Annotated in this window: 13 protein-coding genes and 1 pseudogene; 13 read left to right on the top strand and 1 reads right to left on the bottom strand. The window is 37.0% G+C overall.

Features of this window, described 5'->3' with window-relative positions; genetic code table 11:
* Positions 1 to 13 precede the first annotated feature (13 nt).
* From ftsE to ADH31_RS02005, 3 genes are all read left to right on the top strand, one after another.
* Positions 14 to 706 (top strand): cell division ATP-binding protein FtsE, encoded by a 693-nt coding sequence (gene ftsE, locus ADH31_RS02015; protein ID WP_049508675.1) that lies wholly within the window; start codon positions 14 to 16, stop codon positions 704 to 706.
* Positions 699 to 1,625 carry a permease-like cell division protein FtsX gene (gene ftsX / locus ADH31_RS02010; protein WP_000625530.1) on the top strand — a complete coding sequence of 309 codons (927 nt, stop codon included), beginning with the start codon at positions 699 to 701 and terminating at the stop codon, positions 1,623 to 1,625. Before ftsE ends, ftsX begins: the two co-directional genes overlap by 8 nt.
* 179 nt (positions 1,626 to 1,804) lie before the next feature.
* On the top strand, positions 1,805 to 2,959 hold the full coding sequence (locus ADH31_RS02005; RefSeq protein ID WP_049508716.1) for an MFS transporter: 1,155 nt from the start codon (positions 1,805 to 1,807) through the stop codon (positions 2,957 to 2,959).
* A 41-nt stretch (positions 2,960 to 3,000) separates the two neighbouring features.
* Here ADH31_RS02005 and ADH31_RS02000 read toward each other — a convergent pair whose 3' ends face one another.
* The gene (locus ADH31_RS02000) at positions 3,001 to 3,621 is read right to left on the bottom strand and encodes a TVP38/TMEM64 family protein (RefSeq protein ID WP_049508672.1); all 621 of its coding nucleotides are present in this window, start codon (positions 3,619 to 3,621) and stop codon (positions 3,001 to 3,003) included.
* A gap of 136 nt (positions 3,622 to 3,757) precedes the next feature.
* On the opposite strand from ADH31_RS02000, the gene ADH31_RS01995 reads away from it, so the two are divergent.
* The 10 genes and pseudogenes from ADH31_RS01995 (at position 3,758) to ADH31_RS01950 (ending at position 15,024) form a co-directional block, all read left to right on the top strand.
* Positions 3,758 to 6,403 carry a DEAD/DEAH box helicase family protein gene (locus ADH31_RS01995; protein ID WP_049508670.1) on the top strand — a complete coding sequence of 882 codons (2,646 nt, stop codon included), beginning with the start codon at positions 3,758 to 3,760 and terminating at the stop codon, positions 6,401 to 6,403.
* Positions 6,404 to 6,441: 38 nt separating this feature from the next.
* A pseudogene (locus tag ADH31_RS01990) lies at positions 6,442 to 6,642 on the top strand (AbiH family protein); the annotation flags it as partial.
* Between the two features lie 190 nt (positions 6,643 to 6,832).
* Positions 6,833 to 7,048, top strand: coding sequence for a helix-turn-helix domain-containing protein (locus ADH31_RS01985; RefSeq protein WP_049508666.1), 216 nt, complete (start codon positions 6,833 to 6,835; stop codon positions 7,046 to 7,048).
* 12 nt (positions 7,049 to 7,060) lie between these two features.
* A complete protein-coding gene (gene dcm, locus ADH31_RS01980) occupies positions 7,061 to 9,187 on the top strand; it encodes a DNA (cytosine-5-)-methyltransferase (RefSeq protein WP_239682028.1) in 2,127 nt (708 codons plus the stop codon).
* Positions 9,180 to 10,052 (top strand): hypothetical protein, encoded by an 873-nt coding sequence (locus tag ADH31_RS01975; protein ID WP_049508664.1) that lies wholly within the window; start codon positions 9,180 to 9,182, stop codon positions 10,050 to 10,052. The genes dcm and ADH31_RS01975 overlap by 8 nt, the downstream gene beginning before the upstream one ends.
* Entirely contained in the window at positions 10,042 to 10,545 is a 504-nt protein-coding gene (locus tag ADH31_RS01970; RefSeq protein WP_037598655.1) for a hypothetical protein, read from the top strand. The genes ADH31_RS01975 and ADH31_RS01970 overlap by 11 nt, the downstream gene beginning before the upstream one ends.
* Positions 10,546 to 10,582: 37 nt before the next feature.
* Entirely contained in the window at positions 10,583 to 13,171 is a 2,589-nt protein-coding gene (locus tag ADH31_RS01965; protein WP_049508661.1) for a TrlF family AAA-like ATPase, read from the top strand.
* A gap of 16 nt (positions 13,172 to 13,187) precedes the next feature.
* Positions 13,188 to 14,171 (top strand): type I restriction endonuclease subunit R, EcoR124 family, encoded by a 984-nt coding sequence (locus tag ADH31_RS01960; RefSeq protein WP_053092312.1) that lies wholly within the window; start codon positions 13,188 to 13,190, stop codon positions 14,169 to 14,171.
* Between the two features lie 99 nt (positions 14,172 to 14,270).
* Complete coding sequence (locus tag ADH31_RS01955) at positions 14,271 to 14,675, top strand: YbgA family protein (protein ID WP_049508660.1); 405 nt, start codon at positions 14,271 to 14,273, stop codon at positions 14,673 to 14,675.
* Positions 14,659 to 15,024 (top strand): TIGR02328 family protein, encoded by a 366-nt coding sequence (locus tag ADH31_RS01950; protein WP_049508658.1) that lies wholly within the window; start codon positions 14,659 to 14,661, stop codon positions 15,022 to 15,024. Before ADH31_RS01955 ends, ADH31_RS01950 begins: the two co-directional genes overlap by 17 nt.
* The last annotated feature ends 101 nt before the right edge of the window (positions 15,025 to 15,125 follow it).

Raw genomic sequence — 15,125 nt, 5'->3', positions numbered from 1 at the left:
GAAAGGAAGTCACATGTCGATCATTGAAATGAGAGATGTTGTCAAAAAGTATGACAACGGGACAACAGCCCTACGTGGCGTCTCTGTGAACATTGAACCAGGAGAGTTTGCCTATATCGTAGGTCCTTCAGGTGCAGGTAAGTCAACCTTTATCCGTGCCTTGTATCGTGAGGTTAAAGTTGAAAAAGGAAGTTTGCAGGTTGCAGGTTTTAACCTCGTGAAGATTAAAAAGAAAGATATTCCGCTCCTTCGTCGTAATGTTGGAGTTGTCTTTCAGGATTACAAACTTTTGCCAAAGAAAACCGTTTATGAGAACATTGCTTACGCAATGGAGGTTGTCGGTGAAAGCCGTCGCAATATCAAAAAACGTGTTATGGAAGTTTTGGATCTTGTTGGTTTAAAACACAAGGTTCGTTCATTCCCTAATGAATTGTCAGGTGGTGAGCAGCAACGTATCGCCATTGCTCGCGCTATCGTAAACAATCCTAAAGTTTTGATTGCAGATGAACCAACAGGTAACTTGGACCCAGATAATTCATGGGAAATCATGAACCTTTTGGAGCGCATCAATCTTCAAGGGACAACTGTTTTGATGGCCACTCACAACAGCCAAATCGTAAATACCTTGCGCCACCGTGTCATTGCCATCGAGAATGGTCGTGTGGTTCGTGACGAAGCGAAAGGAGAGTACGGATACGATGATTAGTAGATTTTTCCGCCACCTATTCGAAGCTTTAAAGAGTTTAAAGCGTAATGGGTGGATGACTATTGCTGCTGTCAGTTCAGTAATGATTACCTTGACCTTGGTTGCTATTTTTGCCTCAGTTATCTTTAATACTGCAAAATTGGCAACGGATATCGAAAACAACGTTCGCGTCATGGTTTATGTCCGTAAAGACGTTGAAGACAATAGTGAAACCATTGTCAAAGAGGGCCAAACAGTTACAAACAATGATTACCACAAGGTTTATGATGCCCTCAAGGCTATGCCAGCTGTTAAAAATGTAACTTTCTCAAGTAAAGAAGAGCAGTACCAAAAGCTGACTGAAACCATGGGTGACGAGTGGAAGGTTTTTGAAGGAGATGCCAATCCTCTTCATGATGCCTACATCGTAGATACCAATTCACCAAGTGATGTGAAACCAGTCGCTGAAGAAGCTAAGAAAATCGAAGGAGTTTCGGAAGTTCAAGACGGTGGTGCCAATACGGAACGCCTCTTCAAGTTGGCTTCCTTCATCCGTGTTTGGGGATTGTTCATTGCAGGACTCTTGATTTTCATCGCGGTCTTCTTGATCTCAAATACCATTCGTATCACTATCATTTCACGTAGTCGTGAAATCCAAATCATGCGTTTGGTTGGTGCTAAAAACAGCTACATCCGTGGCCCATTCTTGCTAGAAGGAGCCTTTATTGGTTTGTTGGGAGCAGCTCTTCCATCAGTTCTGGTTTACTTTATCTATAACCGAGTATTCCAATCTGTCAACCCATCCTTGGTTGGACAAAACCTATCCTTGATTACCCCAGATACCTTTATTCCATTGATGATTGGTCTTTTGTTCCTCATCGGAATCTGTATCGGTTCACTTGGTTCAGGAATCTCAATGCGTCGATTCTTGAAAATCTAAGTCACATAACTGGATAAAACACATAAAAAAGTGGGATGTCATCAAGACTTCACAGCTCTTGATGCCCCACTTTTTCTTTTGGTCTTGGTGCTCAGTCGCTTGCCAATTTTGGGTAAAGAGTGTATGATAGGAAAGGACCTTTTTACTAATATGAAAAATGAACAATGAATGAGGAAAAGATGAAACAATTTTTGGAAAAAGTGAGCATACTCTCCCTATCGTTAGTATTGATCACATCGTTTTCTATTTCGAGTGCCCTGCCTGCTATGTTTGACTATTATCAGGGCTATTCGACTGGTCAGGTCGAACTCTTGGTCAGTCTCCCATCCTTTGGGATTATGGCCATGCTTTTATTGAATGGAGTTTTAGAGCGTATTTTTCCTGAACGCCTCCAGTTGACCTTGGGACTTTTAATCTTGTCAATCAGCGGAACTGCACCGTTCTGGTATCAGGGTTATTACTTTGTCTTTGCGACCCGCTTGCTATTTGGGCTTGGAGTAGGAATGCTCAATGCCAAGGCCATCTCAATTATCAGTGAACGTTACCACGGGAAAACCCGTATTCAAATGCTTGGTTTTCGTGGATCGGCCGAAGTCGTAGGAGCATCTATCTTGACTCTGGCAGTCGGTCAGCTCTTGGCCTTTGGCTGGACAGCAACCTTCCTAGCCTATGCAGCTGGTCTAGTAGTTCTCGTACTCTTCCTTCTCTTTGTCCCTTATGGAAACGCAGAAGTTCATGAGTCCAAGCATCAGACAGAAGAAGCAGTAAGATTGACTGCTTCTATGAAAAAGCTCATTTTCTTCCTTGCTATTGCAGCCGCAGTGATTGTATGTACCAATACGGCCATTACCTTCCGCATCCCTAGTCTCATGATTGAGGCAGGTTTTGGAGATGCTCAGTTGTCCAGTTTGGTCCTTAGTGCCATGCAGTTGATTGGGATTTTAGCGGGAATCAGCTTTTCTTTCCTGATTTCTGCCTTCAAGGAAAAACTTTTATTGGTCGCTGGAGTCACCTTCGGAATCGGGCAAATCATCATTGCTCTCTCCCCTTCACTCTGGGTGGTCGTTGCCGGTTCTGTTTTAGGAGGATTTGCCTATAGTATCGCTCTGACGACAGTCTTTCAGTTGATATCTGAGCGAATCCCAGCAAAACTCCTCAACAAAGCAACTTCCTATGCTGTTTTGGGATGTTCTTTTGGAGCATCATTAACACCCTTTGTTCTTTCAGGGATTAGCTTGGTGACTATAGATGGTCGAATGACCTTTATCATTCTAGGAGCATGGATGATTGCTACATCAGTTCTTGTTTCCCTCTTATTGAAAAAAGAAGCCTAACAAAGAAAAACTCAAGGATGAATCCTTGAGTTTTTTGTGTATTAGCCAAACATCTGCCAAAAGTAATCGATGATGTAGGTCAAGCCATAAGTGTAAACGACCAGGGTAAAGGGTTTGGTCAAGATGATAATGGTCATATACCGCTTGAAGCTCATCTTGGTCAGAGCTGCCAACATACAGAGAAAATCAGCTGGACTAACTGGCCAAATCATCATAAAGATAAAGAATCGGTCAAAGCGATTGCCTTCATCCAGCCAACCGATATACTTGTCATAGGTGCGCTTGCTGACCATGGACTGGACAAAGGGTGCTCCGTAGAGACGAACCAGGTAAAAGATAATGGCACAACCAATGACAATACCGATATAGTTGTAAATGGTCCCGATGATATGCCCGTAGATAAAGACACCTGCAACGGAGGTAAGAGCACCTGGAATGATAGGAACAACCGTCTGCAAAATCTGTAAAAAAATAAAGAGTGGTGGCCCCCAGATACCCGCCTGTTGGATAAAGGCAGATAGGGTTTCCTTGGAGTGCAAGATACCAGCTTGATAGGCCCAGATACAGAATATTAAAGTACCAACTCCACCGATGATGGATGAAATATTGATTGCTTGCTGTAGAAGGGGAGAAACAGCTTTCATTTCTTTATCGTGTGACATGTAAACTCCTCTTGTGTAGTATGATTCTACTATATCATATTTTGAGGAGAAAGACTATATGGGATGCTTGGTGTGACTTTGCCTCAAGTATGGTAAAATGGGAATAAGAAAATGACAGCTTAGAATGAGGGAAATCATGTTAGGATTGAAGTTTAATGGCACTTGGCGCAACTACCAAAAACAGGTCTTGGACAACTTTCAGGAATACCAAGCAGATGGGCATGTCCACTTGGTGGCAGCACCAGGTTCAGGTAAAACAACCATTGGTATAGAGTTGATTGCCCGCTTTGATAAGCCAGCTCTGGTTTTGGTGCCGACGGTTACCATACGGGAACAATGGGTGGACAGGATTCGTCAGGCCTTTTTAGAGGATGAGGACCAGGTCACAAGTCTCGTGTCTCAAAATCTCAAGGACATGAAGCCAATCACTATCGCCACCTACCAAGCCTTTCACAGTGCTATGCAACAGGTGCAATCTCAAGAAGATAACGGCGAGGTTGAGGATTTTGTAGGCTTTGACCTGCTTGCCAGACTCAAGGAAAGGGGTGTCGAAACCCTCTGTTTGGATGAATGCCATCACTTGAGAAATGAATGGTGGAAAAGTCTAGAAGACTTCCGTAAAAACTACCAGCAACTGCAAGTCATCTCTCTCACTGCGACACCGCCTTATGACAGTGAACCAGAACTCTGGGATCGCTATCTCCAGATGTGTGGCGAGATTGACCAAGAAATCACAGTGCCAGAACTGGTCAAGGAAGACACTCTTTGCCCTCATCAGGACTTTGTCTATATCTGTTTTCCGACTAAAGAAGAGGACAAACGCTTGGAAGAGTTTGAGGATACCAAGTGGCAGTATGTCAGCCAACTAGTCGTTGATCCTGACTTCCAAGAGTTGATTAAGAGTTCCAAGGTTCTCAAAGGGGAAATTTCTGCGGATATGCTCCTCGAGGATCCCAAGTATCTCTCAGCACTCCTCATTTATCTACAGGCTCAAAAACAGGAAATTCCCAAGCATCTAAGAGACTTACTAGGAGCTGAAGGCTTGCCTTCCCTTAATTACTATTGGCTAGAAGTTCTCTTGCAAGGTCTTCTCTATCAGACTCCTGATTGGTATGAGGATCCGCAAGAGACAAAGAAAAAGATAGAAGCAGAACTGAAATCAAGAGGACTGATTGAAAAACGTCAGGTTTTCTTGGTCAAATCCAAGGCCAATGACCAAATCCTCAACCAATCTCTAGGAAAACTGGCTGGGATTGCATCTATCTTTGAAACCGAGTATGCCAGTCTAGGAAAGGACTTGAGACAGTTAGTCTTGGCAGACTATATTCGCAAGGACTTTGCCAGTTATCTGGGAGATGACCAAGCACCAATCACGCAATTAGGTGTCCTCCCTTACTTTGAAATCATTCGCAGAAGTGCACAAAAGCAAGGCTTGTCTGTCCCTATAGCAGTCCTTTCTGGTAGTGTCGTGATCATACCGGCTAGTGTCAAGGCAGAACTTCAAGCACTCATCCCAAACACTAGCTTAAGCTTCTCTGCCATCGGAAAACTCGATCAAGGTGTCTATCTCCAGGTAGGCTTTCCATCCAGCTTTAAGGGGATGGTCGCAGCAGTGACCGAGCTCTTCCAACGTGGTTCTATCCAGGTCTTGGTCGGAACCAAGTCTCTCTTGGGAGAAGGATGGGATGCACCTTGTGTCAACTCTCTCATCCTCGGAAGTTTTGTCGGAAGCTTTATGCTCAGTAATCAAATGCGGGGCCGTGCCATCCGTATCTGGCCAGGACATCCAGATAAGACCAGCAATATCTGGCACCTAGTAGCCATCAAACCTTACAAAAATCCAGCCTTTTCTAATGAAAATCAAGAAGAACAAGACCTCAATCCATATCAGGACCTGCAGACTCTTGCCCGTCGGATGGACCATTTCCTTGGCTTGTCCTATAAGGAAGATACCATTGAAACAGGTCTGGATCGCTTGAACTTTCCTGAGTTCCCATTTAAGAAAAAGAAACTCGAAGACTATAACGAGAAGATCATGGGACTATCCAAGGATCGTGCCTCTCTTCGTAAAAAATGGCAGGAATCTCTCATCGTTGCTGACAAGATTGAGATTGTCAATGAAGTGGCGACCGACAGCAAACGAATCCCTCTGCTTGCCCTAGCAGACGCTGAAAAGTGGCTTCGCTACGCTCTGATGGTATTTGCCATTAGTCTCCTAACCTATGTCTTTAGACTAACCTTATTTGCCTTGCCATGGTTGACAGCTCTTTGTGTCCTCTTCCTAGCTATCACTGCCTTTCGCTTTTACAGCTACAAGAGTCCTTATAAACGCTTGCGCCAGATCGGTGAAGCTATTCGCAAGGTCATGGTGACTGCTGGGCATTTGTCTGATGACCAGTCGCGCGTGCAAGTCGATGAGGACAAGGACAGCTTTAATGTCTTTGCCTATCTAAAAGGTGGCAGTATGCGAGACAAGGAACTCTTTTCCAAGGTTTTAGGAGAATTCTTTGCCCCAGTGGACAATCAACGCTACCTCTTAGTCGCTCAAAAAGCTCCAGCAGGTCAGTCCAAGTATTTCGTAGTGCCTAGCCTCTTTGAAAAACGTAAGGAAGATGCCCAGCTCTTCCAAAATGCCGTCGCACCACACATAGGCAACTACCAACTCGTTTACACCCGCAACGAAGCAGGCCGAAAAATCTTACTCGAAGCCAGACTCAAATCCCTAGCCAACAAAAACGACCGCATCATAACTAAGAAAAAGGTCAAAAGTGCGTTGAAATAGGGAGAACACTATTTATATAAAGAAAAAAGGAAATAATTATGGCAGAGACAATTCTAATTTTAGGCAATGGTTTTGATATTGCTATGGGGCGAAAGACGAAGTACACCGATTTTATTGAGTTTGAAAAACAATTATTTTCTAATCCAGATGAGAAGTTGCAGGAGTTTCTAAAAGGTAAAAATATAAGGATTGAGGAATACAGGGATAATTTATATTTAAAATTAATTAATGAAAGCAAAACCTGTAGAGAAGAAAGACGCTTCAAAGGAAACTGAGAGATAAGATATGTCGGTGAGGTCTTTGGGCTGCACCGATTATTTTTTTATAAAATTAGTTCGAGAAAAAAGAAAATAATACTACTAAAAGTTTTATTATTATGCTATAATAGAAACGATATGATATTAAGATGGATAAGACTGGAGGATAATCATGTCGAAACTAAGCTATAAAAAATTATTTAAGAAATTAATAGATATAGAAATGAAGAATACTGAGCTTATGGAAAAAGCAAAAGTAAGTAAAAGTACATTCTACAAAATAAAAAATGGCGAAAATGTTACTACTGATGTATTGCTAAGGATATGTGATGTATTGGAATGTGATATTTCGGAAATTGTAGAGTGTGTGAAAATTGAAGATAAGTGAAAATAAAAATATATGAAAAAATGGAAAGGAGATTTAATGATGGGAAACTCAATATTAAATAAAGCTAGATATAGTAGCAAGAATACAGATGAGTGGTATACAGATTATAAAACAATAGAAAATGAAGTGAACCATTATGAATCTCAATTCAATGGAAAAAAAGTTTTGTGTAATTGTGATGATCCATACGAATCTGCTTTTGCAAAATATTTCCTTAAAAATTTCAATCGTTTCAAACTTAAAAAACTTGTATGTATATCATATGCAAAGTCGGCGATGCATTCTAGTGAAGATGGCAAAGGGCTTCTACTTGAGGTTGATAAAATGCCATATTCTACTGATGGCGATTTAAATGATGACAAGATATTTGAAGCTTTAAATCGCAATGGGAATATTAAAAAGTTAATCGGCGATGGTGATTTTAGAAGTCAAGAATGTATAAATTATTTAATCGATTCTGATATCGTTGTAACCAATCCACCTTTTTCTAAGTTTACAGAATTATTTTCATTAATTACAAAATATGACAAACAATATTTATTGATTAGTAATCAGAATGCAATAACATATAAAGATATTTTTCCTTATATAAAGAACAATAAGGCTCGTGTGGGATATCATTTTGGAGATATGGCATTTAGGGTACCAGATGATACAGAACCTAGGAAAACAAGATTTTGGGTAGATGAATTTGGACAAAAATGGCGAAGCTTAGGAAATGCAATGTGGCTGACGAATTTAGAGGTTTCCAATGATAGTGGTAAAAAACTAGTTTTAACTCATAGCTTCAAAGAAGAAAACTATCCAAAGTATGATAATTTTGATGCAGTTCATGTATATAGAGTTTCAGAAATACCAATGGATTATTATGGAATAATGGGCGTACCTCTTACATATTTGAAATATCACAATGACAAGATGTTTGAGATTGTTGGGGAGGCAAATCATGGTTCTGATAATGAATATGATCTTTTTAAACCACAAATAAATGGAAAAGAAACATTTAAACGAATATTGATTCAAAGACGAAAGCGAGACAAAAGAATGGAATTTAGAATGCTTGATTTATTTTGTGGTGCAGGAGGAATGTCTTATGGAATGCATAAGAATAGCCACTTTGTAACAAAAGTTGCGTTAGATATTAACGAAAAATTGGCACAGACATTTAAGGAGAATATTCCTGAGTCAGAATTGATTATTGGAGATATACAAGATAAGGAAATTAAGGAAAAGATAATAAAACTCTCTAAGAAGAATAAAGTAAATATGATCATTGGCGGACCTCCATGCCAGGGATTTTCCTTAAAGGGCAAAAAATTAGGATTAGATGATCCTCGAAATTTTTTATTTATAGAATTTCTGCATTTGGTTCAGGAACTTAAGCCTCTAGTTTTTGTAATAGAAAATGTAAAGAGTTTAATGTCTACATCTAATGGATGGTTTAAAAATCAAATTATAAGTGAGATAAAAAAATTAGGTTATGAAGTTAGTGTAGGTATATTTAGAGCAAGTGACTATGGTGTTCCACAAAATAGGGAGAGAGTTATATTTCTGTGCAGCAAAAATAAAGCAATTTCTTTGCCAGAACCAACAGTTAAAAAACCTACAACAGTTAGAGATGCTATTGAAGATTTAGCATATTTAAATTCAAATGAAGGTGATTTTGAACAAAGTTATATTACTGAAGCAAAGACAGAGTATCAAAAGCTCATGAGAAAAGATAGTGATAGGTTATACAATCATAAGGCTTCTAACCATTCTGAAATTGCAATTTATAAGCTTAGCATGATACCACCAGAAAAAGGCAAAGAATATTTGCCCGAAAATCTTTTAGGAAAGCAAAAGTTTAATTCAACATGGGGGAGATTGAAGTGGGATGAGCCATCTCCAACTATAGACACAAGATTTGATGCTGCATCAAATGGTAAAAATAATCATCCGTTTTTGAATCGCTCTATTACACCTAGAGAAGCTGCCCGAATTCAGTCATTTGATGATAGATTTATTTTCTATGGTAATAAAGTCGATATTAGAACACAAATTGGTAATGCAGTGCCACCACTTTTGGCAAAGGCTATTGCTGATCATATATATGAAAATTTAGTCAATAACGAGAGTGAGGTAATTGAAAATGAATAATCAAATGGCTTATTTAGTAGGTATGATATTAGGAAACGGGGAAGTGCAAAGAGATGTGAATAGCACTACTATTACGATAGAAATACCGCACAAGAATTTAAGAGATGATGAAGGGCTAGAAGTTTCGGTATATGTAAAAAGTAGTTTAGCTGATATTAGAAGCGTTATCGAACCGCTTTTAGGACATTCCTTGCCTATTTCACAAACAAAAAGTGTAACAAGGGTGTCTTTTACAAAGTCTAATGAAGATTATACAATGAGGGAAATTTTAAGATTTATTGGAAATGGAATTCATCACTCAACAATGACAATGAATGATGAACTATTTAATATGTCTACTGATGAAAAGAAAGAGTTACTTAGAGGAGTAGCAGATGTAACAGGATACATTAGGAAAAGTAATATTGCATTTGGACAAGATGGTTGCCATAGAGTATATATTGAGATTCCAGGTAATTGGCAATTTGTTATAGATATAGCTAATATGTTGAAAACAATAGATATACCAGTGCAAACAATAGATTTTGGACATCCGAATTTTAGAGATTCTAATTTAAAAAAATACAACGAAGGAAAACATAATTATTGGAAAAAGGAACATCAAGTAAAGATATGGGCAAATGAATTTTTGCCTATAGGATTTAACATTGTTCATAAGCAAAGGGCGTTAGAAAGATATGCTGAAGAATTGCTTGACTATTTAGATGAAAAGAAAACACATCAATTCTACTGGGAAAAACCTGTTAGATTAAGGAATAAGCCTATTCATCCTATGGAAAATGATGATAGCTTGCCTGAAAAAATAAGAGGCAAGCATTTTGACTCATGGACTCAATTAGCAAAGGCGTTGGGATATGGCGAATAATGTAAGAAGTGAATTTGATCTATATCCTGGCATGTGCAGATGGTTAGATACATACCTTAAAGACAAGTTTAAAAATAAAAGATGCGAAGTGTTTGTGTTAGATTGTCATTCTGTATATTTGGATTCAATTTTAGATAAATACGATGTAATACAATATTATCCACAAGTTGTTGGATTGAAAATCGAAATTGATGTTTTAGGAATTGTAAGATGGAAAGATAGAGCCGAAATCTATCTGGTTGAAGCAAAAAAGACAGCTTTAAATCTTCAAAACTTAGGGCAATTATTGATATATTGTAAACTTTGCAATCCTGAGGAAGCGTATTTATTATCTTCTGGCGGTTTAGGTAGCTTGAAAAAAGTTTTAAATAATTTAAATAGGGAAGACCTCCTTGATTATGGAAGCGGAAAAAGAATTAAAAAAATTAAGGTTGCCAGATGGGATATAACTAAAGATGGGATAGATAATCATTCTATTGTGCCTAAAATTTAGAATTTATTATTTTTGAAAAAGGGGTAATTTTAGAATTATGTTTGATAATGGTTGTGAATGGATAAGATGTGATTTTCATCTACATACAAGGAAAGACAAAGAATTCAAATATACAGGGGAAGACAACTATTTTGTTAGCGATTATGTAAATAAACTGGAAAGTGAAAATATAAAGATTGGAGTAATAACTAATCATAATAAATTTGACTTGCAAGAATATAAAGATTTGAAAAAAGCGGCAAATAAAAAAGATATTTTCATTTTGCCAGGAGTGGAGTTATCAGTTAAAGATGGTAAAAATGGCATTCATACACTTATAGTATTTAATCCAGAAGACTGGATAAAAAACAATGAAAATCACATTGATAGATTTTTGACTGCCGCTTTCCAAGGAATAGATAATCGAGAAAATGAAAACACATGCTGTAAATTTGATATAGATACCCTACTAGTAGAACTGGAAAAACTTAACAAAGACTATTTTATTGTATTTGCACATATTGAACAGAGAAGTGGACTTATTGAAGAATGTGGTGGTGGTAGATTAAGTTCTTTAGCACAAAATCATGAATTTAAAAAAAGAGTACTTGGATTACAGAAACTTAGAACTTTTGACAATATATCCAAAATAAAAAATTGGTTTGGTTATGAGATTGCATTTGTAGAAGGATCAGATCCTAAAAAACTTGATGAAATCGGAAAAGGGAAATTATGTTATGTAAAGATTGGTGAATACTCTTTTAGTGCATTGAAGTTTTCTCTTCAAGATTATGAAAATAGAATTTCTAATGAAGAGCCAAAAATTAATCATGGCTATATACAATCTATAGAATTTAAAGGGGGGAAACTGGACTCAATAAAAATACCTTTTTCAAATGAATTGAACACTTTAATTGGTATAAGGGGAAGTGGAAAATCTTCGATTTTAGAATCAATAAGATACGCTTTGGATCTAAATGCTAATATTGATAAAGATTATAAGGAAAATCTAGTTAAGAATACTTTAGGATCAGGTGGAGAAATTTATTTAGATATTATTGATAAGTATGGTAAACATTATGAAGTCAGAAGATTAATGGGTGAACAACCATCTATTTTAGATGAAAATGGGGATGAGGTTAGAATTTCTATCAATTCTGTAATAAATAATCCACTGTATTTTGGTCAAAAGGATTTATCTTTTACTCAAAGCGGATATGCATTTGATTTGTTGCAAAAATTAGTTGGCAATAAAATAAAAATGCAACTAGGCTCTGTAGATAATTATGTTCTAAAATTGGATAATTCGATAAGAGATCTACTTCAACTCTCGTCAATTCCAACTAAGATAGAAGAGCTGAATGCGGCAAAGCAAGACTTGGAATATAAACTTAAAATTTTCCATGAGAAAGGTATAGCAGAAAAACTAAATAAGCAAACTTCATATAATAAAGACTACAATAAAATTGAATATCTAGTTAAACAAGTTAATGTAACATATTCGAAAGTTAAAAAAGTATATGGTGAAATTGATAAAAATCAATTTATCTTATCAGATTATACGAGTGAATTTAATGGAGAACTATTTGGAAATATAAATGATATATTAAAAAACATTTTAACTGCTATTAATAATATCTCCGCTGAAATCGAAACTATTGCTAAAAATGAAAATTCTCTACGAACAATTAAAGATGAATTTGATAAAGACATGAAATCTTTAAAAGAAGAGTTTGCATCTATTAAGCGTGAAATACAAGATGATACTCTTGATCCAGATAGTTTTGTAAAATACACATCTGAATTAGATAAAGTAAAACAAAATATCGAAGAATTAAATAAGAAAAATAACTCTAGAGAATCACTAATTTTGGATATCAAGAAATCTATACGAGAAAGAAATGAAGTCCTTAGTAATATTTTTAAAAAATATGAAGAAGAAATTAAAAAAATTAACGATAGCCAAAGTGAACTTAAAATTGAAATCAAATTCAAAGGGAATAAGGATAAATTCAAGAATGATATTAAAGCCAAGTTTCGTGGAACTGGAATATCAGAAGTAAAGGCTACGACTATAGCCAATGAGTTTTCTGATTTTATATCAATTATAAGTGATTGCATTTTAGATGATGCAAAAAAATTACATTCTATACTTACAGATAATGAAGTCGTTAAAGTATATGATAAAATAAAAGAAAATTATTCTGACCTAATAAAAGAAGTATGCCCAGATTTAGTAGAAATTTACTATCATGATAAGTTGCTCGAACAACATTCGATAGGACAGAGAGCATCAGCATTAATATTATTTGTTTTAACTCAAGAAGATAATGATTTAATTATCATCGACCAGCCAGAAGATGATTTAGATAATCAAATTATTTATGATGAAGTGATTAGTACAATTAATAAAAAGAAAAAATCTATACAGTTTATTTTTGCTACGCATAATGCGAATATACCTGTACTAGGGGATGCAGAATGTGTTATTTCTACTCAGTATGATGAAAAAATATATGCTGATATTGGAAATATTGATTGCAAAAATACTCATAAAAAAATTGTTGATATTATGGAAGGTGGGAAAGAAGCTTTTGAGAAACGTAAATTAATATATACCAACTGGAATGAAGCTTCAAAAGTATAGAACTATGAATATGTAGATGATGGATATACGTTATCATGGTTTGATTCAGGCTTTTTCTAGAACTAATCGAATTTTTAACAAGGTTAAACCTTTTGGGAATATTGTTTGTTTCCGCGATTTAGAAAAGGCTACGCAAGAAGCTATCAAAACCTTTGGTGATACCAATAAACTTGATATTATCTTAGAAAAAGGTTTTAGCGAATACATGGATGGTTTCGTGGATCAGGTAACAGGTATTAAGGTCAAAGGTTATACAGAAGTCTGTCAGGAAATTCTGGAAAGGTTCCCTAACCCACAAGAAATTGAAACAGAACATGATAAAAAAGAATTTGTTAAGTTATTTGGTGAGTTTTTGAAGCTTGATAACGTCCTTCGAAATTATAATGAGTTTCAAGAAATCGATAAGCCTATCTCGGAAGGATATCTCCAAGATTTAAGAAGTTCTTATGTAGAAATTCGAGATGAATTCTTAAATCTTAAAAATTATGAAAGAACAAAAGACTTAGGTGTTGATCTTTCAGATATTGAATTTGAAATTGAACTCTTAAAAACAGATGAGATTAATTTAGACTATATTCTTGCTTTGATTGTCGAAAAATCGAAGAACTCTGAGTCTAAGGAAGCAATGAAAGCTGAAGTTAGCCGTGTCATTCGCTCAAGTATTGATATTCGTGCTAAGGAAGAGTTGGTTATTGGATTCATTAATGATACTGATTTAGCGAGTCTAAAAGACCATGATGAGATTATCAATGCATTCTATGCTTATGGTAAAGAACATAAAGCAGTCGCTATTCGTGAATTGGCAGAGTCTGAAAAGCTTGTAAAAGATTATCAATTATTTATTGATCGATCTATTCAACGTGGTTATGCTGAGAATAGTGGAGCTGACTTGGATTCGATTATTCCACCGACTACTCGTAGACAAGGAGCTCGTGAACGTAAGAAACAAGAAGTTTTACACCAGATTCAATTACTAGTTGAAATTTACTCTGGTATTTAACGAAGTAAACGTTAGATTCATCAAAAATTCATTTGCTCATTTTATAAAAATAACTTTGTTTCCGTATTTCCTGGGAACTAGTAGAAGTTAAGGAGAAATATGGAAAATAACAACCAACGTGCCCTTTGTCAGCAACTCTGGGCGGAAAATAAATACCTTGTTTTGAGCCATTCCAGCAATATTTACAAGGACATTCGCCAGTATCTCAAGCAAGAAGTGGTGGAGGTGAGTCAGGTTCAAGAGATGATTGACCATGCCTGCCAGATTCCAGAACACAGGGGTCAGGTTTGCAATGCCTTTCAGCATATTTGGGGCTATTTTAAAAAGCAAGCTAGCCTTGACGAGCGCAGAGATTATATGCTCTTGTTGGATCGCTACCGCTTTGGTCAAGCTTCCAAGGAAGACTTGATTGCTCAGACGAGAGACTTGCTTGAGCGTTACCCAAATGCTTATCTGCAATATTCTACCTTGCTGAAAGGAGACTCCCATGAGACTTTGGCATGAGGCTTTGATTTCACAACTTCCCCGTCCTCAGCTATTGGGACAGCATCGAGAGTGTTGCGCCCTGCGTGGTAATGGCTGGGGCAGAAAGCATGCGACGGTTGACTATGTCTTTACCCACTCGCCCTATCGTCTCTATGCCTATCATCGCTTGATTATGGAGGAGATGGCTGACCGTGGCTACAATGTTAGTCCAGAGTGGCTGGACAAGAACTATCGCGGCAAGACCTGCCCTCCGTATCAAGACTTAGCAGAGGAAAAGCTGAAAAGTCCTATCTATAGCGAGCATGACGCTGCCTACTATGAGGAGTGTCTGGCAAATCTCCTTGACAAGGGGATAGAGCTGGAGTAATAGTAAGGATTTTCTCCAATATATAACTCTTTTCGTATTTTTTCGAATAATAAAAATGAGAGAGTGGGACAGAAATCGGTAATTCGTTAGAATTCGATTTC

The organism is Streptococcus pseudopneumoniae, from assembly GCF_001072375.1.
Lineage (GTDB): Bacteria > Bacillota > Bacilli > Lactobacillales > Streptococcaceae > Streptococcus > Streptococcus pseudopneumoniae_L.
This window is presented reverse-complemented; position numbering and strand designations above follow the sequence as displayed.

What these genes read in the sequence shown, in the direction of transcription:
- ftsE (WP_049508675.1), top strand. Translation starts at nt 14, where the DNA reads ATGTCGATCATTGAAATGAGAGATGTTGTCAAAAAGTATGACAACGGG.
- ftsX (WP_000625530.1), top strand. Translation starts at nt 699, where the DNA reads ATGATTAGTAGATTTTTCCGCCACCTATTCGAAGCTTTAAAGAGTTTA.
- ADH31_RS02005 (WP_049508716.1), top strand. Translation starts at nt 1,805, where the DNA reads ATGAAACAATTTTTGGAAAAAGTGAGCATACTCTCCCTATCGTTAGTA.
- ADH31_RS02000 (WP_049508672.1), bottom strand. Translation starts at nt 3,621, where the DNA reads ATGTCACACGATAAAGAAATGAAAGCTGTTTCTCCCCTTCTACAGCAA.
- ADH31_RS01995 (WP_049508670.1), top strand. Translation starts at nt 3,758, where the DNA reads ATGTTAGGATTGAAGTTTAATGGCACTTGGCGCAACTACCAAAAACAG.
- ADH31_RS01985 (WP_049508666.1), top strand. Translation starts at nt 6,833, where the DNA reads ATGTCGAAACTAAGCTATAAAAAATTATTTAAGAAATTAATAGATATA.
- dcm (WP_239682028.1), top strand. Translation starts at nt 7,061, where the DNA reads ATGAAAAAATGGAAAGGAGATTTAATGATGGGAAACTCAATATTAAAT.
- ADH31_RS01975 (WP_049508664.1), top strand. Translation starts at nt 9,180, where the DNA reads ATGAATAATCAAATGGCTTATTTAGTAGGTATGATATTAGGAAACGGG.
- ADH31_RS01970 (WP_037598655.1), top strand. Translation starts at nt 10,042, where the DNA reads ATGGCGAATAATGTAAGAAGTGAATTTGATCTATATCCTGGCATGTGC.
- ADH31_RS01965 (WP_049508661.1), top strand. Translation starts at nt 10,583, where the DNA reads ATGTTTGATAATGGTTGTGAATGGATAAGATGTGATTTTCATCTACAT.
- ADH31_RS01960 (WP_053092312.1), top strand. Translation starts at nt 13,188, where the DNA reads ATGATGGATATACGTTATCATGGTTTGATTCAGGCTTTTTCTAGAACT.
- ADH31_RS01955 (WP_049508660.1), top strand. Translation starts at nt 14,271, where the DNA reads ATGGAAAATAACAACCAACGTGCCCTTTGTCAGCAACTCTGGGCGGAA.
- ADH31_RS01950 (WP_049508658.1), top strand. Translation starts at nt 14,659, where the DNA reads ATGAGACTTTGGCATGAGGCTTTGATTTCACAACTTCCCCGTCCTCAG.